The 25,082-nt window shown below is 69.1% G+C and carries 27 protein-coding genes; 16 read left to right on the top strand and 11 right to left on the bottom strand.

Annotated features, from left to right (window positions below; all coding sequences use genetic code 11):
- Positions 1–10: 10 nt before the first annotated feature.
- The 5 genes from ACZ5Y9_RS07000 to ACZ5Y9_RS06980 are packed head-to-tail and all read right to left on the bottom strand — an operon-like array spanning position 11 to position 5,437.
- Positions 11–877 carry an ABC transporter ATP-binding protein gene (locus tag ACZ5Y9_RS07000; RefSeq protein WP_247622968.1) on the bottom strand — a complete coding sequence of 289 codons (867 nt, stop codon included), beginning with the start codon at positions 875–877 and terminating at the stop codon, positions 11–13.
- Complete coding sequence (locus ACZ5Y9_RS06995) at positions 874–1,731, bottom strand: ABC transporter ATP-binding protein (RefSeq protein WP_247632582.1); 858 nt, start codon at positions 1,729–1,731, stop codon at positions 874–876. Before ACZ5Y9_RS06995 ends, ACZ5Y9_RS07000 begins: the two co-directional genes overlap by 4 nt.
- Positions 1,728–2,717: an ABC transporter permease gene (locus ACZ5Y9_RS06990; protein ID WP_247632583.1), complete on the bottom strand. Its 990-nt coding sequence runs from the start codon at positions 2,715–2,717 to the stop codon at positions 1,728–1,730. The genes ACZ5Y9_RS06995 and ACZ5Y9_RS06990 overlap by 4 nt, the downstream gene beginning before the upstream one ends.
- Positions 2,710–3,705: an ABC transporter permease gene (locus ACZ5Y9_RS06985; RefSeq protein ID WP_247622971.1), complete on the bottom strand. Its 996-nt coding sequence runs from the start codon at positions 3,703–3,705 to the stop codon at positions 2,710–2,712. The genes ACZ5Y9_RS06990 and ACZ5Y9_RS06985 overlap by 8 nt, the downstream gene beginning before the upstream one ends.
- A 40-nt stretch (positions 3,706–3,745) precedes the next feature.
- Positions 3,746–5,437, bottom strand: a complete 1,692-nt coding sequence (locus ACZ5Y9_RS06980) for an ABC transporter substrate-binding protein (RefSeq protein ID WP_247622972.1) — start codon at positions 5,435–5,437, stop codon at positions 3,746–3,748.
- 260 nt (positions 5,438–5,697) lie between these two features.
- Between ACZ5Y9_RS06980 and ACZ5Y9_RS06975 the strand changes: the two genes are divergently transcribed.
- From ACZ5Y9_RS06975 to ACZ5Y9_RS06945, 7 genes are read left to right on the top strand one after another with little or no spacing between them, the layout of a single operon-like run.
- Positions 5,698–6,414 (top strand): NUDIX hydrolase, encoded by a 717-nt coding sequence (locus tag ACZ5Y9_RS06975; RefSeq protein ID WP_247622973.1) that lies wholly within the window; start codon positions 5,698–5,700, stop codon positions 6,412–6,414.
- Complete coding sequence (gene nadA / locus ACZ5Y9_RS06970; protein WP_464472635.1) at positions 6,411–7,748, top strand: quinolinate synthase NadA; 1,338 nt, start codon at positions 6,411–6,413, stop codon at positions 7,746–7,748. Before ACZ5Y9_RS06975 ends, nadA begins: the two co-directional genes overlap by 4 nt.
- Entirely contained in the window at positions 7,745–9,217 is a 1,473-nt protein-coding gene (gene nadB / locus ACZ5Y9_RS06965) for an L-aspartate oxidase (RefSeq protein WP_464472634.1), read from the top strand. The genes nadA and nadB overlap by 4 nt, the downstream gene beginning before the upstream one ends.
- The gene (nadC, locus tag ACZ5Y9_RS06960) at positions 9,217–10,068 is read left to right on the top strand and encodes a carboxylating nicotinate-nucleotide diphosphorylase (protein ID WP_247622976.1); all 852 of its coding nucleotides are present in this window, start codon (positions 9,217–9,219) and stop codon (positions 10,066–10,068) included. Before nadB ends, nadC begins: the two co-directional genes overlap by 1 nt.
- Before the next feature lie 5 nt (positions 10,069–10,073).
- The gene (locus ACZ5Y9_RS06955; RefSeq protein ID WP_464472633.1) at positions 10,074–11,210 is read left to right on the top strand and encodes a cysteine desulfurase family protein; all 1,137 of its coding nucleotides are present in this window, start codon (positions 10,074–10,076) and stop codon (positions 11,208–11,210) included.
- Between the two features lie 23 nt (positions 11,211–11,233).
- A complete protein-coding gene (locus ACZ5Y9_RS06950; RefSeq protein WP_464472632.1) occupies positions 11,234–12,181 on the top strand; it encodes a glycosyltransferase family 2 protein in 948 nt (315 codons plus the stop codon).
- 16 nt (positions 12,182–12,197) lie between these two features.
- On the top strand, positions 12,198–12,968 hold the full coding sequence (locus tag ACZ5Y9_RS06945; RefSeq protein ID WP_404596722.1) for an SDR family NAD(P)-dependent oxidoreductase: 771 nt from the start codon (positions 12,198–12,200) through the stop codon (positions 12,966–12,968).
- A 21-nt stretch (positions 12,969–12,989) separates the two neighbouring features.
- Here ACZ5Y9_RS06945 and ACZ5Y9_RS06940 read toward each other — a convergent pair whose 3' ends face one another.
- On the bottom strand, positions 12,990–15,059 hold the full coding sequence (locus tag ACZ5Y9_RS06940) for an ABC transporter ATP-binding protein (RefSeq protein ID WP_464472736.1): 2,070 nt from the start codon (positions 15,057–15,059) through the stop codon (positions 12,990–12,992).
- A 166-nt stretch (positions 15,060–15,225) separates the two neighbouring features.
- Here ACZ5Y9_RS06940 and ACZ5Y9_RS06935 point away from each other — a divergent pair, with 166 nt between their 5' ends.
- Complete coding sequence (locus ACZ5Y9_RS06935; RefSeq protein WP_247622980.1) at positions 15,226–16,704, top strand: MDR family MFS transporter; 1,479 nt, start codon at positions 15,226–15,228, stop codon at positions 16,702–16,704.
- A 23-nt stretch (positions 16,705–16,727) separates the two neighbouring features.
- Here the strand turns inward: ACZ5Y9_RS06935 and ACZ5Y9_RS06930 are convergent, their stop codons facing one another.
- On the bottom strand, positions 16,728–16,877 hold the full coding sequence (locus ACZ5Y9_RS06930; protein ID WP_247622981.1) for a hypothetical protein: 150 nt from the start codon (positions 16,875–16,877) through the stop codon (positions 16,728–16,730).
- A 110-nt stretch (positions 16,878–16,987) separates the two neighbouring features.
- Here ACZ5Y9_RS06930 and ACZ5Y9_RS06925 point away from each other — a divergent pair, with 110 nt between their 5' ends.
- Positions 16,988–17,593, top strand: coding sequence for a carboxymuconolactone decarboxylase family protein (locus tag ACZ5Y9_RS06925; RefSeq protein WP_247622982.1), 606 nt, complete (start codon positions 16,988–16,990; stop codon positions 17,591–17,593).
- A 22-nt stretch (positions 17,594–17,615) separates the two neighbouring features.
- Positions 17,616–18,206, top strand: a complete 591-nt coding sequence (locus ACZ5Y9_RS06920) for a 1-acyl-sn-glycerol-3-phosphate acyltransferase (protein WP_247622983.1) — start codon at positions 17,616–17,618, stop codon at positions 18,204–18,206.
- A gap of 4 nt (positions 18,207–18,210) precedes the next feature.
- Here the strand turns inward: ACZ5Y9_RS06920 and ACZ5Y9_RS06915 are convergent, their stop codons facing one another.
- Entirely contained in the window at positions 18,211–18,417 is a 207-nt protein-coding gene (locus ACZ5Y9_RS06915) for a hypothetical protein (RefSeq protein WP_464472631.1), read from the bottom strand.
- Positions 18,418–18,483: 66 nt separating this feature from the next.
- Here ACZ5Y9_RS06915 and ACZ5Y9_RS06910 point away from each other — a divergent pair, with 66 nt between their 5' ends.
- Positions 18,484–18,996, top strand: a complete 513-nt coding sequence (locus ACZ5Y9_RS06910; protein ID WP_247622985.1) for a DUF6328 family protein — start codon at positions 18,484–18,486, stop codon at positions 18,994–18,996.
- A gap of 57 nt (positions 18,997–19,053) precedes the next feature.
- Here the strand turns inward: ACZ5Y9_RS06910 and ACZ5Y9_RS06905 are convergent, their stop codons facing one another.
- On the bottom strand, positions 19,054–19,608 hold the full coding sequence (locus tag ACZ5Y9_RS06905; protein WP_247622986.1) for a Dps family protein: 555 nt from the start codon (positions 19,606–19,608) through the stop codon (positions 19,054–19,056).
- Positions 19,609–19,755: 147 nt separating this feature from the next.
- Here ACZ5Y9_RS06905 and ACZ5Y9_RS06900 point away from each other — a divergent pair, with 147 nt between their 5' ends.
- The 3 genes from ACZ5Y9_RS06900 (at position 19,756) to ACZ5Y9_RS06890 (ending at position 21,068) form a co-directional block, all read left to right on the top strand.
- On the top strand, positions 19,756–20,205 hold the full coding sequence (locus tag ACZ5Y9_RS06900) for a GNAT family N-acetyltransferase (RefSeq protein ID WP_464472735.1): 450 nt from the start codon (positions 19,756–19,758) through the stop codon (positions 20,203–20,205).
- Between the two features lie 107 nt (positions 20,206–20,312).
- Complete coding sequence (locus tag ACZ5Y9_RS06895; RefSeq protein ID WP_247622988.1) at positions 20,313–20,612, top strand: Fe-S cluster assembly protein HesB; 300 nt, start codon at positions 20,313–20,315, stop codon at positions 20,610–20,612.
- A gap of 111 nt (positions 20,613–20,723) precedes the next feature.
- Positions 20,724–21,068: a LysR family transcriptional regulator gene (locus tag ACZ5Y9_RS06890; protein ID WP_247622989.1), complete on the top strand. Its 345-nt coding sequence runs from the start codon at positions 20,724–20,726 to the stop codon at positions 21,066–21,068.
- A 3-nt stretch (positions 21,069–21,071) separates the two neighbouring features.
- Here the strand turns inward: ACZ5Y9_RS06890 and ACZ5Y9_RS06885 are convergent, their stop codons facing one another.
- Both ACZ5Y9_RS06885 and ACZ5Y9_RS06880 read right to left on the bottom strand, forming a co-directional pair.
- Positions 21,072–22,736, bottom strand: coding sequence for an ABC-F family ATP-binding cassette domain-containing protein (locus ACZ5Y9_RS06885; RefSeq protein ID WP_464472630.1), 1,665 nt, complete (start codon positions 22,734–22,736; stop codon positions 21,072–21,074).
- A 25-nt stretch (positions 22,737–22,761) separates the two neighbouring features.
- Positions 22,762–23,415, bottom strand: a complete 654-nt coding sequence (locus ACZ5Y9_RS06880) for an alpha/beta fold hydrolase (RefSeq protein ID WP_247622991.1) — start codon at positions 23,413–23,415, stop codon at positions 22,762–22,764.
- 144 nt (positions 23,416–23,559) lie between these two features.
- On the opposite strand from ACZ5Y9_RS06880, the gene ACZ5Y9_RS06875 reads away from it, so the two are divergent.
- On the top strand, positions 23,560–24,768 hold the full coding sequence (locus tag ACZ5Y9_RS06875; RefSeq protein WP_464472629.1) for a N(5)-(carboxyethyl)ornithine synthase: 1,209 nt from the start codon (positions 23,560–23,562) through the stop codon (positions 24,766–24,768).
- 38 nt (positions 24,769–24,806) lie between these two features.
- On the top strand, positions 24,807–25,082 hold the full coding sequence (locus ACZ5Y9_RS06870; protein ID WP_247622993.1) for a hypothetical protein: 276 nt from the start codon (positions 24,807–24,809) through the stop codon (positions 25,080–25,082).

Here is a 25,082-nt window from a genome sequence, read left to right as displayed (position 1 = left end):
TGCGCCCAGTCTAGCGGGTCTCCGCCGCGAGCTCCCGCCTGACCTCGTCGCGCAGGCGACCGAGATTCTCGGGCTCCGGCGCGGCACCCAGCAGCGTCTTCGTGTAGGCGTGCTGCGGGTTCAGGATCACCTCGTCGGCCGGGCCGCGCTCGACCACATCGCCCTTGTAGAGCACCATGATCTCGTCGGAGAAGTGCCGGGCGGTGGCGAGATCGTGGGTGATGTAGAGCACGCCGAGGTCGTCTTCGCGCTGCAGATCCGCGAGCAGGTTGAGCACCCCGAGTCGGATCGACACGTCGAGCATCGAGACCGGCTCATCGGCGACGATGAACCGCGCGCCCGGGGCGAGCGCACGCGCGATCGCGACACGCTGACGTTGCCCGCCCGAGAGCTCGTGGGGCTTGCGCTCGGCGAAGCTCTTCGCCGGCGACAACCGCACGCGGTCCAGCAGCTCCAGGGCACGCTCGTGCACCTGCGCGCCGCTCCACTCGGGGTGGTGGATGCGCAGCGGCCGCTCGAGGTGGTGGACGATCGAGTGGAACGGGTTCAGTGAGGCGAACGGGTCCTGGAACACCATCTGCACGTCGGAGCGATAGCGGGCGAGCGACTGCCCCCGTGTGCCGGTCTCGGTTTCGTCGAGCAGGATCTGCCCGCTCGTCGGCGTCTCGAGCTTCATGAGCATGCGCGCGATCGTGGACTTGCCCGACCCGGACTCCCCGACCAGCGCGATCGTCCTGCCCGCCTCGAGCGTGAAGGAGACGTCCTTCACCGCGTGCAGGATGCTGGTCTTGAAGCCCGACCGCAGGTGGAAGTCCTTCGTGAGGTGCCGCGCCTCGAGCGTGCGCGCGGCGGCACCGCCATCCGTGTGAGCGCTCATCGCACCTGCTCCTGACTCTCGTGCATTCCGGTGCGGACGAAGTCCCCGCGCTCTCCGCGCAGACTGGGGAAGCTCGACAGCAGCCGCTTCGTGTACTCGTGCTGCGGAGATCGGTAGATCTCCTCGGCGGTTCCCTGCTCGACGATCTCGCCCTGCAGCATCACGGCGATGCGGTCGGAGATCTCGATCAGCATCGGCAGGTCGTGGGTGATGAAGATCACCGCGAAGCCGAGCTTCTCGCGCAGCCGCATGATCTCGCGGATGATCCCGCGCTGCACGACCACGTCGAGCGCCGTCGTGGGCTCGTCCATGATCATGACCTGCGGGTCGAGGGCCAGAGCCATCGCGATCATCATGCGCTGACGCATGCCGCCCGAGAGCTCGTGCGGGAAACTCGTCAGTCGCGCGGGGTCGACGCCCACCAGTGTCAGCAGCTCCTCGGCGCGCTCCTTCTTCGCCGCGCGCGTCATACCCGGGCGATGCGTGTCGAAGATGTCGTAGATCTGGGCCCGGACGTCGATCACGGGATTGAGCGAGTTCATCGCGCCCTGGAACACCATCGAGATCTTGTCCCAGCGGAAGGCCCGCAGACCGTCGTCGCGCAGGCCGACGATGTCGATGTCGTCGCCGTCGCGGTCGTGGAAGACGATCTCCCCGCTCGTCATGAGGGCCGGAGCCTTGAGCAGCCGATTCATGCCGTAGGCGAGCGTGGTCTTGCCGCACCCCGACTCCCCCGCGAGACCGAGGATCTCGCCGCGGTGGAGGGTCAGCGAGACGTTGCGGACGGCCTTGACCGGCGGATCGACCTCGTACTCGATCGAGACGCCTCGGGCGGTGAGGACGGCGTCGCTCATGCCGCGACCCCCTTCGTCTTGGCTGCCCGGCGCACGCGTCGTGCGGCATCCGGCGCGTTGCGCAGCTTCGGGTTGATGATCTCGTCGATGGCGAAGTTGATCAGCGCGAGCCCCGCGCCGAGGAGCGCGATCATGACGCCCGGCGGCACGAACCACCACCACGCTCCGCGTCCGAGTGCCTGCCCGGACTGCGCGTCGTTGAGGATCGTGCCCCACGTGATCGAGGAGTTCGGGCCGAGCCCCAGGTACGACAGGCCCGCCTCGCCGAGGATCGCGAAGATGATCGCGAAGAGGAACTGCGCGGTCAGCAAGGGCAGGAGGTTCGGCATGATCTCGACGAGGATCACCCGGAACGATCGCTCACCGGCCACCTTCGCGGCCGACACGTAGTCGCGGGTACGGAGCGAGCGCGTCTGCAGCCGCAGCACGTACGCGGCACCCGCCCACGACGTGATGCCGAGCACGAACGCCACCAGCTGCCAACTGCGCTGCGGCACGAACGACGCGATCACCATCACGAGCGGCAGGCCGGGGATGACGATCATCACGTTGGTGATGAGGGCGAGTCCGTCTTCGCGCCACCCGCCGAGGTATCCGGCGAGCACACCGAAGAGCAGCGACAGCACGATCGCGATGCCGCCGGCGGTGACGCCGACGAGCAGTGAACCCTGCGCGCCGATCGCGAGCTGGGCGAGCATGTCGTTGCCGAGCTTGGTCGTGCCCAGCCAGTGCTCGGCGGAGGGCGGCTGCAGGGCTGCGTTGTCGGTGCTCCGCGGGTTCTGCGTGAAGAACGGCGCGATGATCGCGAACAGCGTGATCGCGAGCACGAGCACGAGGCCGGTCACGAACTTCGCCGAGCGGGTGGGCATCAGTCCGCGTCCCCGCCTCGATCGGCCGGTCGCGGTGGCGAGCGTCATGGTCGTGGCAGGCGTGTCGGTCGGCTGCTCCTTGACGATCTGCATCGGGGTGAGCTTGGTGTCAGACATTCTGGCGAGCCCTCGGGTCGATGAATCCGTAGATGAGATCCATGAAGAAGTTGGCGGCGAGCACGGTGATCGTGATGACGAGGAAGAGTCCCTGCATCAGCGCGTAATCGTTGTTGGTGACGGCCTGGAACATCAGCTTGCCGATGCCCGGGTAGGTGAAGACCTGCTCCATGACGATGGACCCGGCGACCACGAACCCGAGGGTGATCGAGAAGCCCGCGATCGATGGGATGGCCGCGTTGCGCGCGGCGTAGGTGGTGAGGATGCGCCGGGGACGCAGCCCCTTGGCCTCGGCGGTGAGAACGTAGTCCTCGGCGAGGGTCGAGACCATCATGTTGCGCATGCCGAACAGCCATCCGCCCACCGAGCTGATCACGATCGTGACCGCGGGGAGGATCGCGTGCGAGACGGCGTTCGTGAAGAACGCCCAGGTCGGCTCCGGGCCGTCCGGGAAGTCGAAGACGTCGTAGCCCCCGAAGATCGGGAACCAGCCGAGGCCGACCGCGAACACGGCGACGAGGATGAGCGCCATCCAGAAGTACGGGATCGACTGCAGCACGGTCGTGGCGGGGATCAGGTGATCGACCCACGTGCCGCGCTTCCACCCCGCCCAGGCGCCGAGCACGACGCCGAGGATGAACGAGATCACGGTCGCGGTGCCGACGAGGATCAGCGTCCACGGCAGCGCCTGCCCGATGAGCTCGGTTACCGGGGTCGGGAACTTCGTCACCGAGACGCCCAGGTCGCCCTGGAACATCCGCCCCCAGTAGGAGAGGTACTGCTCCCACAGCGAGGAGTCGTCGCCCCCGAGGAGGAGCTTGATGTTGCGGATGGTCGTCTCCGAGACGTCACCGCCCGCGCGTTGCATTTTGGCGATCATGATGTCGGCGGGATTGCCCGGCATCATGCGGGGAAGCAGGAAGTTGATGGAGATCGCGGCCCACAGCGTGAAGGCGTAGAACCCGATCCGTCGTGCATAGAACTTCATGTGCGTCTTCCTTGACTTCCTGCTTCCCCGTTGGCGGTGCTTACTCGACCGGCTGCAGATGCGTCAGGACGTAGCCCGCCGCGATCGCGCCCCAGGACGGCGGGAACGCGTACAGGTCGTCCTCCGTCGGCCAGCCCGTGTAGTCCTTCGTGTTGTAGAAGGTCTGGGTGGCGTTGATCACCAGCGGGATGTAGGGGAGGTCGCGCACGATCTCGGTCTGGATCGTCGCGTACAGCTCCTTCTTCGTCGCCTCGTCGTTCGTGCTGATCGCGGACTGGATCGCGGCGTCGACGGTCGGGTTGTCGTAGCGGCTGAAGTTCCAGCGCCCGGTGGGGATCTCCTCGCCGACGGGGCCGGTCGAGGCGACGGCGGTGCCGCCGAACCAGTCGCGGTAGATCTGGAACGGATCGGCGACCGAGGTGCCGATCATGCCGCCGACGATGAGCTGGTACTCCCCGCTCTGACGGGTGTCGGAGAACTCCTGCCACTGCACGGTCGAGGCGTTGATCTTGATCCCCGCGGCCTCGGCCTGCTCGGCGATGAGCTTCGCGGCGTCGTTGTAGTCGGTCCATCCGTCGACCGAGGTCAGGCTGAGCTCGACGGGCACGCCGTCCTTCTCGTAGATGCCGTCGGAGCCCTTCGTGTAGCCGGCGGCCTCGAGGATCGATCCGGCCTCGGCCGCGTCGGCCTCCTGCGGGCTGAGCTCATTCGCGGGGTCGGCGACCCACTTCTCGTCGCGCGGCAGCAGGGCGTAGGTGGGCGAGATCTCGGCGGTCAGGTCGACGAACGCCTTCTCCTTGATGGTGCCGCGATCGATCGCGGCGTTGAGCGCCTGGCGCACGGCGACGTCGGTCTGCGGACCGGTGCAGCCGAGGTCGGCGTTGGAGCAGGTGTAGAGCACCGTCGGGTCCTGCGGCGTGTTGATCCAGTCGATCGCGCCGTTCGCGGTGACGTCATCCGGGTTCGGGATGAACATGCCGGTCCAGTCGAGCTTTCCGGCCGCGAGCAGGTCCTGCGCGGTCTGGTTGTTGTCGACCGCGATGTACTGCACCTTCTTGACGCCGAGGTCGGCGGCGTCGCGGAAGTTCTCGTTCGCGACCAGGGTGTACGACTCGCTCGTGGTCTTGTCGACGACGTAGGCGCCGGATCCGACCGGGTCCTCGTTGGCGAAGTTGGCGTAGTCGTCGACGTCCTTCCAGATGTGCTCGGGGAGGATGTACGTCGAGCCGAGCCGCTGGAACTCGGTGGTGTACTGCGCGCTGTCGTAGGTGAGCACGACGGTGGTGTCGTCGGTGGCCTCGGCCGACACCAGCCCGTTGGCGTCGGGACTGTTGGCCTCGTATCCGAACGAGAACGCGACGTCGGCCGCGGTGAGGGGCTCGCCGTCGCTCCACTTGAGGTCGGGCTTGATGGTGACGGTGATCACCGTGCCGTCCTCGTTGTACTCGTAGGTGTCGCCGATGAGGCCGACGGGCTCGGTGTCCGCGGTCTTGTTGAAGAAGAACAGCGGCTCGTAGATGGGGCCGAGCGCACCGTGGAGCACGGTGGGCGCGAAGGGGTTGTAGTTGGCCGTGATCGGGGTCTGGCTGCCCGCCCAGACGCGGAGGGCGCGGTCGCCGTTCGCGTCGGAGTCGCCGCTGCCGCCCGAACCGCAGGCGGTCAGGCCCAGAGCGAGGACGGATGCCCCCGCTACCGCGGTGAGCGCGATCTTGCGCTTGCCATTACGGATCATTCTTGATTCCTCTCGGTGCTGCACTGCAGGAGGGGTGCTCCGGGTGTGGAGCCGATCCTCGGGGGTGGGGATCGTGGCCGTCGTCGGCTGCTCTGCCGAGCGACGGGGTTTGTTAGGACAGTAACCTAACAAACCCCGTCCGGGGGGACAAGAGTTCTCTCCGCCGTCACATAACGTTTCGGACTCGACGCCGCGGAGCGTCATCCACTCGCACTAAGTGTCTCGATGACACTAAGATCGAGACGGAGGTTAAGGTAACTATGACTCGAACTGACGGCATCCGCGTCGCGGGATCCACCGTGATCCTGACGCTGCGCCCGTCGGCGCTGGGCACTCCCGCGCTCGCGCTGCCCCTCGTGCGACGCACGCGCGAACCCTTCGCCGACCGCTGGGCACTGCCCGGCGGGTGGATCGCCCCCGACGAATCCCCGATCGACACCGCCGCGCGCACGCTCGCCGAGACCACGGGCCTCACCCCGTCGTATCTCGAGCAGCTGTACGCCTTCGGCGCCGTCGACCGCTCCCCCACGCGCGTGATCTCGATCGTGTACTGGGCGCTCCTGCGTCAGGACGAGGTTCTCGCGCAGAGCGCCGCGCACCGGGCATCCGGGCGCGCGCCCGAGAACGTCGAATGGTTCGACGTCGATGCGCTCCCCGAACTCGCCTTCGATCACGCCGACATCATCGAGTACGCCCTGTGGCGCCTGCGCAGCAAGGTCGGCTACAGCCGCGTGGCGCACGGCTTCCTCCCCTCCGAGTTCACGCTCGCCGACCTGCGCGAGGCCTACGAGGCGATCCTCGGCCGGCAACTCGATCCCGCCAACTTCCGGCGCCAGGTCGAGGCGACCGGCAACCTCATCCCCACCGACCGCTTCCGCACCGGCAGCCACCGTCCCGCCCGCCTGTACCGCGACAACACCGACGTCGAACTGGCCGCCCGCGGCCCCCTCGGTCCCGAAGAAACGAGCATCCGATGAGCATCACCTTCGTCCCCGCACCCGCCGTCCCGCCGCGAGACGGCTCGGTCGATCACGCGATCCAGGCGATCGTCACCGGCGCGTCCGTCGACGAGACCTGTACCACCGACCTCGCCGTCGGCCCCTGGGACTTCGACACCCGCCCCGGGTACGGACCCGGGTCGTCGATGGGCGACGTGATCCCCACCGGAGCTCCGCGTCAGGGAGAGCTCCCCGTCGCCTACCGCGAGGCGGACGAGGCCGAGCTCGATGAACGCATCCGCGCCGCCAAGCAGACGCTCGGCGACCGCGTGGTCGTGCTGGGACACTTCTACCAGCGCGAGGAGGTCGTGCGCCACGCCGACTACGTGGGTGACTCCTTCCAGCTCGCCACGGCGGCCAAGGGCCGACCGGATGCCGAGGCGATCGTGTTCTGCGGCGTGCACTTCATGGCCGAGACCGCCGACCTGCTCTCGGGCCCCGACCAGGCCGTGATCCTTCCGAACCTCGCGGCCGGCTGCTCGATGGCCGATATGGCCGACATCGATCAGGTCGAGGAGTGCTGGGAGCAGCTCGAAGACGTGCTCGGCGATCTCGACGCGATCGACGAGGACGGACGCGTGCCGGTCATCCCGGTCACCTACATGAACTCCTCCGCTGCGATCAAGGGATTCGTGGGTCGCCACGGCGGCATCGTCTGCACGTCGTCCAATGCGCAGACCGTGCTCGAGTGGGCGTTCGAGCGCGGACGCCGTGTGCTGTTCTTCCCCGACCAGCACCTCGGCCGCAACACCGCCAAGGCGATGGGAGTGCCGCTCGAGCAGATGCCGATGTGGAACCCGCGCAAGCCCCTCGGCGGGTCGAGCGCCGAGGTCCTCGAGGACTCCCGGGTGATCCTGTGGCACGGCTTCTGCTCGGTGCACCGCCGGTTCACGGTCGGGCAGATCGAGCAGGCGCGCGCCGAGCACCCGGGCGTGCGGGTGATCGTGCATCCGGAGTGCCCGATGGAGGTCGTGGATGCGGCCGACGAGGCGGGATCGACCGACTACATCCGACGCGCGATCGATGCGGCGACCGAACCCACGACGTTCGCTATCGGCACCGAGATCAACCTCGTCAAGCGACTGGCCGCGCAGTACCCGCAGCACGAGATCTTCTGCCTCGACCCGGTCGTGTGCCCGTGCTCGACGATGTACCGCATCCACCCCGGCTACCTCGCCTGGGTGCTCGAGGAGTTCGTCGCGGGCCGCACTCCGAACCGGATCACCGTCACGTCCGACGTCGCCGACCCCGCGCGCGTCTCCTTGGAGCGGATGCTCGCCGCGAAGCCGCCGGTGGTTGCGAGCGCGCGATGAACGTCATCGTGGTGGGCTCGGGCGTCGCGGGCCTCACCGCGGCCCTGCACGCGCATGAGGCGGGTCACACCGTCACGGTGGTGACGAAGGGCACGCTCGGCGACGGATGCACGGGGTACGCGCAGGGCGGAGTCGCGGGTGTCTACGGGGCGGGCGACTCGGCTGCCCTGCACGCCGCCGACACGATGACCGCGGGAGCCGGTCTGTCGGACGAGGCGGCGGTCGGGGTGCTCGTCGCGGACGGCGCCGCTCGGATCGCCGAACTGATCGCCCGCGGAGCAGCCTTCGACCGCTCCCCCGACGGCGCGCTCCTGCTCGCTCGCGAAGCCGCGCACAGCCACGCGCGCATCGTGCACGCGGGCGGCGACGCCACCGGCGCCGAGATCGCCCGTGCCCTCACCGCCGCCGTGCGCGGAACCGGGATGGCGGTCGTCGAGCACGCGTTCCTCGTCGACCTGATCGTCGACGGGGCTGCCGTGCGCGGCATCCGTCTGCTGCGCGACGGGCAGTCGGACGAGTTCGACGCGGATGCCGTCGTGCTCGCGACCGGAGGCGCCGGGCACCTCTACGCGCACACCACGAATCCCGACGGCACGACCGGTGACGGCATCGCCGCCGCCCTGCGCGCGGGCGTGGCGGTCGCCGACCTCGAGTTCGTGCAGTTCCACCCGACGATCCTCGACGCGCAGCCCGCCTTCCTGATCTCCGAGGCCGTCCGGGGCGAGGGTGCGACACTGATCGACGACACGGGTCGCCGCTTCACGTTCGACAGCCACCCCGACGGTGAACTCGCACCGCGCGATGTCGTGTCGCGGGCCATCGCGCGTCAGGCCGCCCGGCAGGGTTCGCCCGTTCGTCTCGACGCCACGATGCTCGGCGTCCCGACCCTGGCTCGGCGCTTCCCGACGATCGACCGCGTCACCCGCGAGCGCGGCTTCGATTGGTCGCGCGAGCCGATCCCCGTGACGCCGGCGGCGCACTACCTGATGGGCGGGATCGCGACCGATCTCGACGGCCGTACGACCGTGCCCGGTCTCTTCGCCGTGGGCGAGGCCGCGCGCACCGGCGTGCACGGCGCGAACCGCCTCGCCTCGAACTCGCTGCTCGAGGGCGCAGTCTTCGGGGCCCGCGCCGCTGCGGCGATCGGAGCGCCCTGGCCTCTGCCGCAGGCGCCGGAGCCGCACGCGATCGCCGAAAACGCGGCGACGCCGATCTCCTCGCCGTTCTCGCGCGACGCCCTCCAGCGACTGATGTGGGACGAGGTGGGGCTGCTGCGCACCGACGACGGACTGCGACTCGCGCTGGCGACCATCCGCGCCTGGCGCGCCGCACTCCCCACCCCGGTCGACGTCGCCGCGCACGAGAACGCGAATCTGCTGGTGCTCGCCGAGGCGACGGCATCCGCTGCTCTCCTGCGCACCGCGTCGGTCGGCGCCCACTTCCGCGAACCCGCCCTGATCGGAGTCTGATGCTCACCGCCGCCACCCTCACCCGTGTCGTCGCCGCCGCCCTCGAGGAGGACGCTCCGTGGGGCGACCTGACGAGTGAAGCGCTGATCCCCGCCGATGCGACCGCCACCGCGGATCTCGTCGCGCGCGAGCCCGGCGCCTTCAGCGGCGGCACCGTCTTCACCGCCGCCTTCGCCCTCACCGACCCCGACGTGACCGTCGACCTGCACGTCGGTGACGGCGATGCGTTCGAGAACGGCGACGTGCTCGCCTCCGTATCGGGCTCGGCGCGCAGCATCCTCACCGCCGAGCGCGTCGCACTGAACTTCACCCAGCGCATGAGCGGCATCGCGACGGTCACCGCAGAGTACGTCCGAGCGGTCGCGCAGACGCCCGTTCGGATCGCCGACACCCGCAAGACGACACCCGGCCTGCGCGCCTTCGAGCGCCACGCCGTCGCCTGCGGCGGCGGCAGCAACCACCGGTACTCCCTGTCGGATGCTGTGATGGCGAAGGACAACCATCTCGCCGTCCTCACCCGCTCCGGCGTCGATACCGCCACGGCGCTGCGCGCCGCGATCGCGCGCCTTCCGCACACCGCGCACGTCGTGGTCGAGGTGGATCGCCTCGACCAGATCCCCGCCGTGCTCGAGGGAGGGGCGCACACCGTGCTGCTCGACAACTTCACCCTCGACGACCTCCGCGCGGGCGTCGCCATGATCGACAGGCGCGCCACGGTCGAGGCATCCGGAGGCGTGAATCTCGACACGGTCGCCGCGATCGCCGCGACCGGAGTCGACGTCATCTCGGTCGGTGCGCTCACGCACTCCGCTCGCGCACTCGACCTCGGCCTGGATCTGCGGATCGGCTGACGCGGGTGCTCTACCTCGATCACGCCGCGACCTCGCCGGTGCGCCCGGAGGTCCTCGAGGCGATGCGGCCGTATCTCACGGACGTCTTCGGCAACCCCTCGAGCCACCACACCGTGGGCGAAGCCGCGGCGAGCGCACTCGACGACGCGCGACGTCGTGTCGCCCGGGCGCTCGGCATGCGTACCGGTGACGTGGTGTTCACCTCGGGCGGCACCGAGGCGAACAACCTGGCGGTCAAGGGCATCACGCTCGGCGCCCTCGCGAAAGGCAAGCGCCATGTGATCGTCTCGCCGATCGAACACGAGTCGATCCTCGAGTCCGCGGACTTCCTGCGCCGTTTCCACGGCATCGAGGTGTCGCTCCTGCCCGTCGACGGATGCGGAAGGATCGCGGCATCCGACCTGCAGGCACTCCTGCGCGACGACACGGCGCTCGTGAGCGCCGGCCATGCGAACAACGAGATCGGCACGGTGCAGGATGCCGCGTCGCTCGCCGATCTCGCCCGGGATGCCGGGGTGCCCCTGCATCTCGACGCCGTGCAGTCCGCCGGGTGGCTGCCCCTCGACGGACTGGGTGCGGATGCCATCTCGATCGCCGGGCACAAGCTCGGCGCCCCGAAGGGAACCGGCGCTCTCGCCGTTCGCGGGCGCGTTCCACTCGAACCCCTGCTGCACGGAGGCGGGCAGGAGCGCGGGCGTCGGTCGGGAACCGAGAACGTCGCGGGAGCGGTGGCGCTGGCCACGGCTCTCGACCTGGCCGAGGCCGAACGGGTGCATGTCGCCACGCGGGTCGGGCGGGCGACGGCTCGTTTCATCTCCGCGGTGCTGACGGCGGTGCCACAGGCGGCGCTCACGGGAGACCCTGCGCAGCGGCTCCCCGGAACCGCGAGCTTCACGTTCGCCGGCACGAGCGGGGAATCGGTGCTGCTCGAACTCGAGCGACGCGGGGTGGTCTCGTCGAGCGGCTCGGCGTGCGCGGCGGGCAGCGACGAGCCCTCCCCCGTCCTGCTGGCGTGCGGAATCGAGCCCGCGATCGCGCAGACCTCGGTGCGCTTCACCTTCGGTCGCGGAGCGCTCCCCGACGACGCCCCCGAGCACCTCGCCCGGCTCGTCGCGGAGTCGGTGCGCGCCGTCCTCGCCTGATCCCGCGGCCATAGAATCGGGGGGTGAGCGCACCCGACCCGATCGTGACGATGATCGTCCCCGGGCGGGACATCGCCGCCTTCGCCCCCGCCGCGATCGACTCGCTGCGCGCGCAGACCGAGCCGCGCTGGCGGGCGATCCTCGTCGACGACGGTTCGACCGACGCCACCGATGATGTGTTCCGGGCGGCCGCGGCCGACGATCCGCGCTTCCGCCTGCTCCGCCGCGACGAGGCGCACGGTCTCGGTGCCGCGCGGAACGCCGGACTCGAGCTCGTCGACACGCCCCTCCTCGGATTCCTCGATGCCGACGACGAACTCACCCCGACCGCGCTCGCCCGCCTCACCGGCACCCTCGCCGAGAGCGGCAGCGACTTCGTGGCGGGAGCGTACGTGCGCACGCGCGCGCAGGGTGACTCCTACGTGGCCGGCCGCGTGCAGCCCTGGGTAGCCACGGCCACGGACCCGCAGCGCCTCGGCACGACGATTCTCGACCACCCGGCCGCGTCGGCGAACATCGTGGCCTGGTCGAAGATCAGCCGCACCGACTTCTGGGGAGACCTGCGCTTCCCCGAAGGAGTCGCCTACGAGGATCAGGTCGTGGCGCAGCTGATGTACACCCGGGCGACCGCCTTCGACGTGATCCCCGATGTGGTCGCGCACTGGCGGGTCCGCGCCGACGGCACCTCGATCACGCAGGGCAAGGCTCGGCTCCCCGTGCTGCTGGACTACCTCGCGGCGTTGCGCGGCGGCATCCGCGTGCTGCAGGATGCCGGAGCGCACGACGCCGTCGCCGCCCGTCTCTCGCTCATCGTCGCGATGGATCTGCCCCCGCTCCACGAGATCGCCCGCACGCACCTCGACCCCGCCTACGCAGCGGCGGTCTCGGAGTTCGTCACCGAGATCGAGGCGCTTCCCGAGTTCGCCCACGCCTCCCCCGACCACTCGCTCACGGCCGCCCTCAGCTGGTGACGCACCCGGAGACCCCATGACCTACCTCGACAGCCTCTTCTCGCTCACCGGACGCACGGCGATCGTCACGGGCGGCAGTTCCGGGATCGGGCGCGGGATAGCGACCGCCCTCGCCGGAGCGGGTGCGTCCACCGTGATCGTCGCCCGCGGCGCCGAGCGCATCGCCGAGACCGTCCACGCGCTGCGCGATGCCGGCGGGACCGCGGAGGGAGTGATCGGGGACCTCAGCTCCCGCGACGGCATCCGCGCCGCCGCCGAAGACGCGGCACGACCCTTCGGTGAGCCCGACATCGTCGTGCACTCCGCCGGGATCAACATCCGCCCGCCCTTCGCCGAGATCACGGAGGACGACTGGGACGCGACCATGACCGTCAACGCGCTCGCGCCCTTCCTGCTCGGGCAGCGTTTCGCGCCCGGAATGGCGGAGCGCGGCTATGGGCGCCTCATCCACATCAGCTCGCAGCAGGCGCACCGCGCCTTCGCCACGAGCGGCATCTACGGAGCATCCAAGGGTGCCGTGGAGTCCCTCATGCGCTCCGAGGCCGAGGCCTGGGGCGGCACCGGGGTGACGAGCAACACGCTCGTTCCCGGCTTCGTCCTGACACCGCTCAACGCCCGGCTGCAGCAGGATCCGCAGGCTGTCGCGAGTCTCGCCGCGCGCACGATGATCGGGCGGAACGGACTGCCCGAGGACTTCGCGGGTGCTGCGGTCTTCCTCGCCGGCGCAGGCTCGGCCTACGTGACCGGGCACTCGCTCTTCGTCGACGGCGGTCTCTCGGCGCACTGATCACGATCCGGTCGCGGCCGTTCACTCCGGCGGCGGATAGACCCGATCGTCCGTCGCGGCATCCAGGAGCGGCACGGCGGCCGTCAGCGGGACGGATGCCGTCAGCGTCTCGACCGCGTCGGCCGACACGGGGTCTTCCGGAGCGCGGTCGGCCCGGCGATCGCGCAGTGCGCCGGCCACTCCGCCCGAAACGGTCATCTCGACGGCCGCCTCGGTCGCGAGCACACGGGACGCGGCCACCTGCTGGGCGGCGAGCTCGGCGTAGAGCCCGTCGTGCGCGAGCAGCTCGGCGTGGGTACCGGACTCGACGATGCGCCCCGCCTCGAGCACGTGGATCACGTCGGCGCCCATCACGGTCGAGAGTCGATGTGCGATCGAGATCGTCGTCCGGCCCTTCGCGGCCTCGTCGAGCGCCTCCTGCACGACGCGCTCCGACACCGTGTCGAGGGCCGACGTCGCCTCGTCGAGCAGCAGGACGGGAGGGTCTTTCAGCAGCACGCGCGCAATGGCGATGCGTTGCTTCTCGCCGCCGGACAGACGGTATCCGCGCTCGCCCACCACGGTGTCGTAGCCGTTCTCGAACCCCGAGATGATGTGATGGATGTTCGCCGCCGTGGCCGCCTCGATCAGCTCCTCCTCGCTCGCGTCGGGCTTGGCGTACAGCAGGTTCTCGCGGATGGTCGCGTGGAAGAGGTAGGTCTCCTGCGACACGATGCCCACGTCGTCGATGATCGATTCCTGCGTGAGCGTGCGCACGTCGGCGCCGGCGAAGAGTACGGCTCCGCCGCGGGCCTCGTACAGGCGCGGAGCGAGGTAGAGCACCGTGGTCTTTCCCGCTCCGGACGGACCGACGAACGCCACGTGCTGGCCGGGCTCGGCGACGAACGAGACCCCGTCGAGGGTGGGCCGGGCGTCATCGGTCGCGTCGGGATAACGGAACACGACCTCGCGGAACTCGACGCGCCCTCGCGGCCCCGGAGCATCCGCCACCGGGAGCGCATCGGGGGCGTCCTCGATCTCGGGCACCAGGTCGAGATACTCGAAGATGCGCGCGAACAGGGCTGAAGAGGTCTGCAGATCGAGCGAGACGCGCATCAGGCCCATGAGCGGCTGCAGGAGTCGCGCCTGCACCGTGGTGAAGGCGACGACGGTGCCGGCGGTGATCGCGCCGGTCCCTCCCGCGATGAGGTAGCCCGAGACCAGGTAGATGATCGCCGGCACGCTCGCCATGATGACCTGCACCACCGCGAAGAAGCCCTGGCCGCTCATCGCCCGACGCACCTGCAGGTGCACCTGGTTGCGGTTCTCGGCCTGGTAGCGCTGCGATTCCGCGCGCTGCCGGTTGAACGCCTTCGACAGCAGCATGCCCGAGACGCTCAGGGTCTCCTGCGTGATCGAGGTGAGCTCCGACAGGGACTCCTGGGTCTCGCCCGCGATCCGCGCACGCACCTGCCCGACCCGGCGTTGCACGATGATCAGGAACGGCATGAGGATGATCGCGATGAGGGTCAGACGCCAGTCGATCAGGATCATCGCCACGAGCGAGGCGATCACGGTGACCGCATTGCCGAGGATGCTCGTGACGGTGTTCGTCAGCACACCGGAGACACCGCCGACATCGTTCTGCAGGCGCGACTGGATCACGCCGGTCTTGGTGCGGGTGAAGAACCCCAGCTCCATCGCCTGGAGGTGCTCGAACAGGCGCACCCGCAGATCTCCTGTGACGCTGTTGCCGACGGTCGAGGTGAGCCACGTCTGCGCCACGCCGAGCGCCGCGGACCCGAGGAAGAGCCCCATCATGGCGACCACGAGCCAGACCAGGAGCTCGAGGTGCGGACCGCCGCCGTCGACGGGGAAGAGCGCATCGTCGAACACGCGCTGCACGATCAGCGGCGGGATCACGGCGATGCCCGCGCCCAGCACGACGAGGATGCCGGTCACGACGATCCGCCACTTGTAGGGGCGGAAGAGCGTCACCACTCGGGCTCCGAGGCCGCTGATGCGCGGAGCCTCGGCGTTCAGCCGGCGCTGCGCATCTTCGTCGACACCGCGGAAGCCCCCGGGATGCCTCCCACCCATTCCGCCGCCCATGCTCATGAGGTCAGCGTAGCCAGCGGTGGGGACATCGGGGTCGCGGCGTCCGCCCTCAGCAGATATATCGCCCGCTCGGAATGAAATGTCCGATCCTGTGGTTACGCTGAATGATCCTGGCGCACTCGCGCACCGTTCTCTCTCTTTCCTGTGCCCTGGAGGCCGTATGTCTGCCGTCGACACCGGGTCGATCCCGACCACCGCTCCCGCCGACGGGACGATCGCGCGTTCCGACATGCGGGTGATCTGGCTGCTCCTGGTCGCCGCGTTCGTGGCGATCCTCAACGAGACCACTATGGGGATCGCGATCCCCCACCTCAACACCGACCTCGGCATCCCGCCCGAGCTCGGTCAGTGGCTCACCAGCGCCTTCATGCTCACCATGGCCGTCGTGATCCCGACGACCGGGTTCATCCTTCAGCGCTTCACGACGCGTCAGGTGTTCATCGCCGCGATGATCTCGTTCTCGCTCGGCACCCTGGTGTCGCTGATCGCCCCCGGTTTCGCCGTGCTGCTCGTCGGCCGCGTGATCCAGGCCGTCGGCACGGGAATCATGATGCCGCTGCTCATGACGACGATCATGAACGTCGTGCCCCCGCAGTCGCGCGGGCGCATGATGGGTCGCGTCGGCATGGTGATCTCCCTCGCTCCCGCGACGGGCCCCGTGCTCGCGGGCGCCGTGCTCGAGGTGTTCAACTGGCGCGCGCTGTTCGCGATCATCCTTCCGATCGCCCTGATCGCCCTCGCCATGGGCATCCGCTGGATGACGAACCTCGGCGAGACGCGCCGTATGCCCCTCGACGTTGTCTCCATCCCGCTCGCCGCTCTCGGCTTCGGTGGAATCGTGTTCGGCATCAGCCAGCTCGGCGGCGAGGGCGCCGGAGCCGGTGCGACAACGGGCGTCATCGCGCTCGTCGTGGGCGTCGTCTCGCTCGGGCTGTTCGTCTGGCGTCAGCTCGTGCTCCAGCGCGTCGACGACGCGCTGCTCGACCTGCGCGTCTTCCGTTCGACGAACTTCACCTTCTCGGTGATCATCATGTCGATCCTCGCGCTGTCGATGTTCGGAACGCTCACGCTGCTCCCGCAGTACCTGCAGAACGTCGTCGGACTCGAGTCCTTCTCCGCGGGCCTCATCCTGCTCCCCGGTTCGGTGCTGATGGGTCTGCTCGGCCCGATCATGGGTCGCGTGTACGACGCGCGCGGCACGCGCCCGCTGCTGATCCCCGGCACGATCCTGGTCTCTGCCGCGCTGTTCTTCTACTCGACCGTCAGCGAGCACACCGAGTGGTGGGTGCTGGTGATCGTGCAGGCCGTGATGTCGGTCGGCCTCGCGATGTCGTTCACGCCTCTGTTCTCGGCATCGCTCGGTTCACTGCAGCGTTCGCTCTACTCGCATGGCTCGGCCGTGCTCAACACCATGCAGCAGGTGGCGGGGGCGGCCGGTGTCGCGGTGTTGCTCGTCACCTACTCGGCGATCCTGCACTCGGGCGAGGAGCAGGGTCTCTCGACCGCACTGGCCGGTGCACCGGGCGCTCGCATGGCGTTCCTGATCGCGGCCATCATCTCGCTCGCGGCCGTGGCGTTGAGCCCGTTCGTCCGGAAGCCGGCCGACGACGCCGGCGGAGAGTTCCACGGCGGACACTGACGCCGCATGGCGGCGTCTGGCGCTTATCCCGTCTTCTTCGGAGCGGGGAAGTGGCAGACGCCGCCGCTGCAGAGGCCCGCGGCTTCCCCGTCGAGAAGGTTGAGGGTTCCGGGCAGAGGTGCCAGCCCGAGGGCGGCGTCCTGCTCGGTGGTGTCTCCCTGCTGATCGGTCATCCCTCGATCGTACGCCTGTCCTGAGGCAGCGGCGTCGATCCGGGTGTTGCGTCGCGCCCGCGCGGCGTAACGTTCGCTGTGGACACGAGAGTCGAGGCGAAGGAGCAGCGATGATCATCACTCCCCCGGATGCGGCATCCGTCGCGGGGCACGCCGCCGAGATGTACGCCGACGACATAGCCGAAGACGGATTCGTCTACGTCCACACCCAGGCGATGGCGATCAATCCCGAGGCGCACGCCGCCTTCGAAGAGCTGATACGGGCCGTCGTGCCGTCGATCGGCGTGCGGGTCTACGAGGCTGCGACCCTCGGCGCCGCACGCGCGATCGGTTCGACGCACTGTCTGCTGGCGCACGGTCGACGCGCTCTCGCCGTCGGGGTGCTCGACGAGGCCGGCCTGGCGGCGTTCACGGCTCACGACGATCGCGGATTCGGCCCGGCCGAGCAGGCGGTCGTGCGCTACTCGGCCCGCCTGTCGACCACACCCCGGGCGATGACGGATGCCGATTCCCAGGAGCTGCGCGATCTCGGGTTCACCGATCGGCAGATCGTCGACATCACGCTCGCGGCGTCACTCCGCAACTATTTCAGCCGCGCACTGCAGGCCCTCGCGGTGCCCGTCGACGCCGTGCCGGGGCTTCCCCCGGGTACGGCGGCCGCTCTCATCCGCCTCGCCGGCGACTCCGAGGCATCCTCGTCGCCAGCGGACGGATAGCCGCTCCCCCTACGGTGGAGAGATGATCACGCGTTCGATAGCCCGTCTCTTCTGGGCCCTCAGCCGTTGGACGCTCGTCGGGCGCGACGCCGTCCCCACGCGGCCCACGATCCTCATCGGAGCACCGCACACCTCGAACTGGGACTTCGTCCTCATGCTCGCGATCGCCTGGCGGCTCGGGATCGATGTGCACTGGCTCGGCAAGAAGAGCCTCTTCCGCGGCTGGAAAGGCCCGATCATGCGACGACTCGGCGGTGTCCCCGTCGATCGCGAGAACCCGGGGCGGGTCGTGTCCGACGTCGTCGGCCAGGTGCATGCGGGCGAGGTCTTCGGTCTCGTCATCACGCCGGACGGCACGCGCGGGGGCAACGACTTCTGGAAGTCGGGTTTCTACCGCATCGCGACCGAGACCGGGATGCCGCTGACGCTCGGTTTCGTCGACCGAACGACCATGACGACGGGGCTCGGCCCGACGATCGAAGTCACCGGCGACGTGCGCTCCGACATGGACCGAATCCGCGCCTTCTACGCCGACAAGGCGGGCGTGCGCCCGGAACGCCGCACCGAACCGCGCCTGCGCGAGGAGCAGCCGACCGATACGCCCATCGGCTGAGGAATCACTCCTCGGATGCCTCGACCTCGGCGCGCGCATAGTCGAGGTCGTCGTCCGACAGCGTCTCCTGCATGCCGACCACCGCACCGGTGATCTCGCGGATCTCCTCGCGCGCGGCGTCGGTGAGGTGAGGGAGGTCACCGTCGAGCAGGGTGCGTCGCGCGTCGATGGAGAGCTGCGGCCACCAGTCGCGGATCGGTGGAAGAGTCATGCGGTCATTCTCCCCTTCGGGTCGCGCGTCTGGACAGGCATCCGACCCAATCGACAGACTGAGTCCATGAGTGCTGCGTCCGAGTTCGACGACCGTGCGGATGGTCGCGACGAGACCCCCAACGAGCGGGCTGATCGCAACTGGGACGAGTTGCTGCAGGAACTGCGGGTGATGCAGACCGGCACGCAGATCCTCACGGGATTCCTGCTCGCCGTCGCCTTCCAGCCGCGCTTCACCGACATGGACGAGCTGCAGCGCGATCTGTACGTCGTGCTGGTGGCGCTGGCCGCGATCGCCACGATCCTCGCCCTCGCGCCTGTGGGGATGCACCGCGCTTTCTTCGGCCGACGGCGCAAACCCGAACTCGTGCACATCGCCGCGCGCATCGTGAAGATCGATCTCCTCGTCATTGGAGCGCTGACGATCGGGGTGACCACTCTCATCGTCGACTTCACCGTGAATCGCACCGCGGGTCTCATCGCCCTCGTCGCCGCGGTCGTCGCGGTCGGTGCCCTGTGGGTCGTTCTCCCGCGCATCATCCGCAACTCGGTGCGGCCGGGAGACAGCCCGAAGGACTGACCCGACCGCACCCCGACGCGCCGCTCCCCTGACGCGCGGCCGTGCGGATCGCTCCCTTCAGCGCCCCGCAGGCTCTCGGTTCTCCGCACTCACCATCCAGGCGAACTGCTCGAGGCGTTCGATGATGGCGTGGAGAAGATCTGCGGAGGTCGGGTCCTCGTCGTCGACGGCATCGTGCACATCGCGCAGTGTGCCGACCGTGGCCTCGAGGCGCTCGGTGATGAGGTCGACCGTCTCGGTGGTCGACACCTCTCCCGCCGGGAACTCCGGGAGAGAGGTCGCTGCGGCGATCGTGGCGCTCCGGCCGTCCGGCACGGCGTGCAGTGCACGCATGCGCTCGGCGATCGTGTCGCTGAATGCTCGCGCGTCGTCGATGATCTCGTCGAGCTGGCGGTGCATGTCGCGGAAGTTCCGACCGACGACGTTCCAGTGCGCCTGCTTCCCCTGCAGGGAGAGTTCGAGCAGATCGACGAGCACGGCCTGCAGATTCGCCGCCAGCGTCGACGAGGCGGTGAAGCCCTTCTCCGCGTTCTGGGTGCGCGTCGTCTTCGCGCCGCGCTTACTCGTGCCGGTCTTCTTCGCGGCCGACGTGGACGTGGTCTTGCTTGCCATTTTCTGACCTCCTGAAGGCGAACGTATCGTTCACCATCCGCCTTTCCGAGGGGGTTGACACCCCGGCACGGCAACACCGAACGTAGGCAGGTGACCGCACGAGAAAAGACATCGCAGAATCATCCGCACGAGGGCGCGACCCTCGAGATCTCCCCTCTTCGGGAGGAGGACGCCGGTGAAGTGCTCACGATTCAGCGCGCCGCGTTCGTCTCGGAGGCGCAGATCTACGGCAGCGCCGACATGCCGCCGCTGACGCAGACCCTCGACGAAATGCGCGCGGAACTCGCCGCGGGCGAGGGTTTCGCCGCCCGTCTCGACGGTCGGGTGGTCGGTGCGATCCGCTTCCGAGACGGCACCGACCTCCTCCTGATCGGACGGATCGCGATCGCCCCCGATATGCAGGGGGAAGGAATCGGACGGGCGCTCCTGGAAGCAGCCGAGCAGGCATCGGCGGCCCCGGAGGCCGAACTGTTCACCGGCAGCCTGAGCGAGGCGAACATCCGCCTGTACGAGGCGTGCGGCTACGTGGAGAGCGAGAGGATCCCCGACGGGGACGGGACCGAGCAGGTGTTCCTGCGAAAGCTGTTGCCCAGGTGAGAGGTTCCTCCGAACCGGCGCGTCGAGGTTGAAAGCGCGTCCCCGTTTCGGCATCGTGGCCCGGACACGTCGCGACCGCGGCGTGCCCCAACCGGAAGGAGAGTCTCGTGCTCACCCTCACCGATAACGCCTCCGCCATCGTCACCACCCTCGTGAGCCGCCAGAGCGAAGCTCCGGATGCCGGCCTCCGCATCCACTCCACCGAGGCCCAGGGCCCCAGCGGCGAGTCCCGCCTGGCCGTGCTGGTGACGACCGATCCCGAGCCGCAGGACCAGGTGGTCGAGATCTCGGGAACGCGTCTGTTCCTCGATGAGACCGCCGCCGTCGCCCTCGACGACAAGATCCTCGACGCGGGCGTCGACGACGAGGGGGCCGTGTCGTTCGCGGTCCTGCCCCAGGTCGCCTGACCCACAGACTTCGGATGCCGCGGCTCACCAGAGCCGCGGCATCCGCTGTGTCCGGCCGATCCCGTAGGTTGGGAGCAGAGCCGCGATCGCCGCGGACCCGAAGGCACCACCATGAAGATCGCCCTCCTGCGCCGCTACGTCGTCCTCGCCGAGACGCTCCACTTCCCGCGTGCCGCGGAGTCGCTCGGCATCCCCCTCGCCTCGCTCTACACGTCGCTCGACAAACTCGAGGAAGAGGTCGGGCACGCGCTGATCAATCGTGAGGGCACGCCGCGACTCACGCACGTCGGCGAGCTCTTCCTCGTCGAGGCGCAGGCCGCCGTCGCTGCTGCGCCCCCGCCCGCCCCAAAGAACGTCGCCCCGGCGGGCGGCAAGGCCAAGGCATCGAAGGGCAAAGGCAGGGCCCCGATCGTGAAGGGCCAGCCCAAGCCGTACAAGAAGCGTCAGGGGCGCTGACGCTCAGAGTTCGGCGACGTTCCCGTCGGTGACGTTCCAGCGCCGGTTCGTCTCGACGGCGTCGAGCATCCGCCGATCGTGCGTGACGAGCAGCAGCGTGCCCGTGTACGACTCGAGGGCCTGTTCCAGCTGCTCGATCGCCGGCAGATCCAGGTGGTTCGTCGGCTCGTCGAGCACGAGCAGGTTCACACCGCGTGCCTGCAGCAACGCGAGCGCCGCGCGGGTGCGCTCCCCCGGAGACAGGCCATCGACCGGCCGCGTGACGTGGTCGGCCTTGAGCCCGAACTTGGCCAGCAGCGTGCGCACGTCGGCCGACGCCATCTCGGGCACGAGCAGTTCGAAGGCATCCGCGAGCGCCGCGTCGCCGACGAGGAGGGAGCGCGCCTGGTCGATCTCGCCGATCTGCACGCTGCTGCCGAGGCTCGCGCTCCCCTCGTCGGGGCTGCGCGTGCCGAGAAGGGTTCGCAGAAGCGTCGACTTTCCTGCACCGTTCGGACCCGTGATCCCGATGCGGTCGCCCGCATCGACCTGGAGCGTCACCGGTCCGAGCGTGAAGGTCCCCTGTCGGACGACCACCCCGTTCAGCGTCGACACGACGGTGCTGGAGCGCGGTGCGGACCCGATCGTGAACTCGAGCTTCCACTCCTTACGGGGCTCCTCGACCTCGTCGAGGCGCGCGATGCGGCTCTCCATCTGGCGCACCTTCTGAGCCTGCTTCTCGCTCGACTCCATCGACGCCTTGCGCTTGATCTTGTCGTTGTCGGGAGACTTCTTCATGGCGTTGCGCACGCCCTGGCTCGACCACTCGCGCTGCGTCCGCGCCCGGGCGACCAGATCGGCCTTCTTCTCGGCGAACTCGTCGTACTGCTCGCGCAGATGTCGCTTGACCGTCGCGCGCTCCTCGATGAACGCGTCGTACCCGCCGCCGTAGAGGCGGTTGGTCCCCTGCGCGAGGTCGAGCTCGAGCACCTTCGTCACGCTGCGCGCCAAGAACTCGCGGTCGTGGCTGACCAGCACCACGCCGCCGCGAAGACCTCGCACGAACGCCTCCAACCGATCCAGGCCGTCGAGATCGAGGTCGTTCGTGGGCTCGTCGAGCAGCACGACGTCGAACCTCGAGAGCAGCAGCGCCGCCAGACCGACCCGCGCCGCCTGGCCGCCCGAGAGCGCCGTCATCATCGATTCGGGGGTCAGCGCGCCGCCGCTCGACGACCCGAGATCGGCCAGCACCGCCGGCAGACGTTCGTCGAGGTCGGCCGCCCCGCTCGCGAGCCAGCGGTCGAGAGCGGTCGAATAGGCATCGGCCGGGTCGACACCGGGTGCCGCGAGCGAGGGATCGCCGAGAGCCTCGGCCGCGGCATCCATCTGTCTCGTCGCTTCGGCACAGCCCGTGCGACGCGCGATGTAGTCCGCGACGCTCTCGCCCGCGACGCGCTCGTGCTCCTGCGGCAGCCACCCGACGAAGGCGTCGGCCGGTGCGAGCGCGACGCTCCCCTCGATCGGAGCATCCGCCCCCGCGAGCAGGCGCAGGAGGGTGGACTTGCCGGCGCCGTTCGCGCCCACCACGCCGATGACGTCGCCGGGAGCGACCGTCAGGTCGACACCCTCGAAGAGGACGCGGTGGCCGTACCCACCGGAAAGGTTCTGGGCGACGAGGGTGGCGGTCATCAGACCATCCTCTCAGCCCGAGAGGTCAGTCCCAGTCGAGGTAGTCCTCGATCGCCCAGGAGGTCGCCCCCATGTGGGTGAACGGGAAGAGGTATCCGCCGCCGTCGACGCCCACGACGCTCACGCGGTCGGGGGCTGCGGCCTGCAGCTTCTCGCCGTTGACGACCGGGGCGATCGGGTCGTCGGTGCCCTGCACCACGAGCACCGGGAGCCCCTCGGCGAGCGGAGCGGGGGTCTCCCACGCGGCGGCCTGCAGTGCGTCGACCTCGGCGTCGCGGGCCGGGGCGGGGATCGCGGCGAGCGCCTCGGCCGAAGGGCCGGTCTCGTCCACGCCGAGCAGGAGCACGCCGTTGACACGATCGTGGTGGTCGAGAGCGACGACGCGTGCCACCGCACCGCCGAAGGCGTGACCTCCGACCCAGGCATCCGAGATCGAGAGGTGCGACATGACGTCGACGACGTCCTGCGCGAGGTCGTGCATCGTGACCGCGGCATCCGAGGGGCGACGCGAGCCGATGCTCACGACCCGGAAGTCCTCCTCCGACACGGAGTGCGACAGCAGCTCGAGGTAAGTGACGTTCAGACCGTGCCCGGCGATCAGGATCAGTGCGGGGCCCTCACCCTCTGCGGTGAAGGGGATCGCGCGTCCTGCGGGTTCGAAGATCTGAATGTCAGCCATAGTGCGGCAGTCTCCTTTTGTGAGGTGGGCCTTACCCAGCGTACCGGGCGGTCGCGGAAGTCACGAAGCCGGGTGCCGCACATGCGGCCCCGCCGCACAGGCCAGGGGCGTACTGTCGGAGAAGGAACTGACCCTGGTTCTCCGATGATGGGAATCACGTTGTCCGACGCCGCACCCCGCTCCACTGCCGCTCTGCTCTCACTCGGTCTCCTCGCCGGCTCCTCGATGGAGAACGAGCGACGACTGCCGATCCACCCCCACCATTTCGACCGCATCGACCCGGACCTCCGGGCGCGCATGGTCGTCGAGCGCGGATACGGCGCCGACTTCCGGCTCTCCCCCGGCTACATCGAGTCGCGCGTCGGACGAGTAGCCGACCGCGCCGAGGTGCTCGCCTCCGCCGATGTGCTGCTGCTGCCCAAGCCGCAGGCGGCCGATGTGGCCGCCATCCCCGCGGGGCGCACGCTGTGGGGCTGGCCGCACTGCGTGCAGGATGCCGCGATCACCCAGACCGCGATCGACAACCGCCTCACGCTGATCGCGTTCGAGGCGATGAACCACTGGACGCCGCAGGGAGACATGAGCCTGCACGTGTTCCACAAGAACAACGAGCTCGCGGGCTACTGCTCGGTGCAACATGCGTTGAGCCTGGTCGGCTCGACCGGCGACTACGGTCCACGCCTCAGCGCGGTCGTGATCGGCTTCGGAGCGACGGCGCGCGGCGCGGTCACCGCGCTCAACGCGCACGGCATCCACGACATCCAGGTGCTCACGCAACGCGGAGTGGCGGCCGTCGGCTCTCCCATCCACAATGCGCACATGACGCAGCTGAACACCGATGGCAGCGGGGCCACCCACCTCAGCACGGTCGTCACGGATGCCGGTGACGTGCTGTTGCCGGACTTCCTGGCGTCGCACGACATCGTCGTCAACTGCACACTGCAGGACGTCGCGGCGCCGATGACTTATCTGCGCACGGAGGACCTGCAGGGATTCACGTCGGGAAGTCTCATCATCGATGTCTCCTGCGACGAGGGCATGGGATTCGAGTGGGCGACACCCACGACCTTCGACGAACCGATGTTCACCGTCGGAGAAGGCGTCGATTACTACGCCGTCGACCACAGCCCCTCGTACCTCTGGAACTCGGCGACCTGGGAGATCAGCGAGGCGACGCTGCCCTTCCTCCGCTCGGTGATGGAGGGAGAGGCCTCCTGGGACGCGAGCAGCACGCTCGCCCGCGCGATCGAGATCCGCGACGGCGCGGTCCAGAATCCGAGCATTCTCAGCTTCCAGGACCGCGACACGGCATACCCGCATCCGCAGATCGAGCGACGTCCGTCGGCGGCGTGATGACCGTGCGCCCGCGCCCGTCGATCTAGGCTGGGGAGATGCTCGCCGCTCTCATCCGCCCCGTCGAATCGCACACCGTCGAGGTCGCCGGCGCGTCCCTCGACGACGTGTACGCGCAGATCTCGAGCCATGCACCGGACGGGTTCGACCTCGTCTCGGCCCCGGTACGGATGCTCAAGGGCACGGCGGGCATCCAGGCGACGGCCCGGTTCGATCGCCGAGACGGCGTCCGCGAGATCTCGGCCGACGACATGGGCGCGCTCGAGGCGCAGGTTCCCGAGGGCTGGCAGATGCTCTCGGTGTGGACGCTCTAG

It is taken from the genome of Microbacterium sp. T3-8, assembly GCF_055398145.1.
Note: the sequence above shows the minus strand (reverse complement) of the source record. Positions and strands in the feature narration are given on the sequence as shown.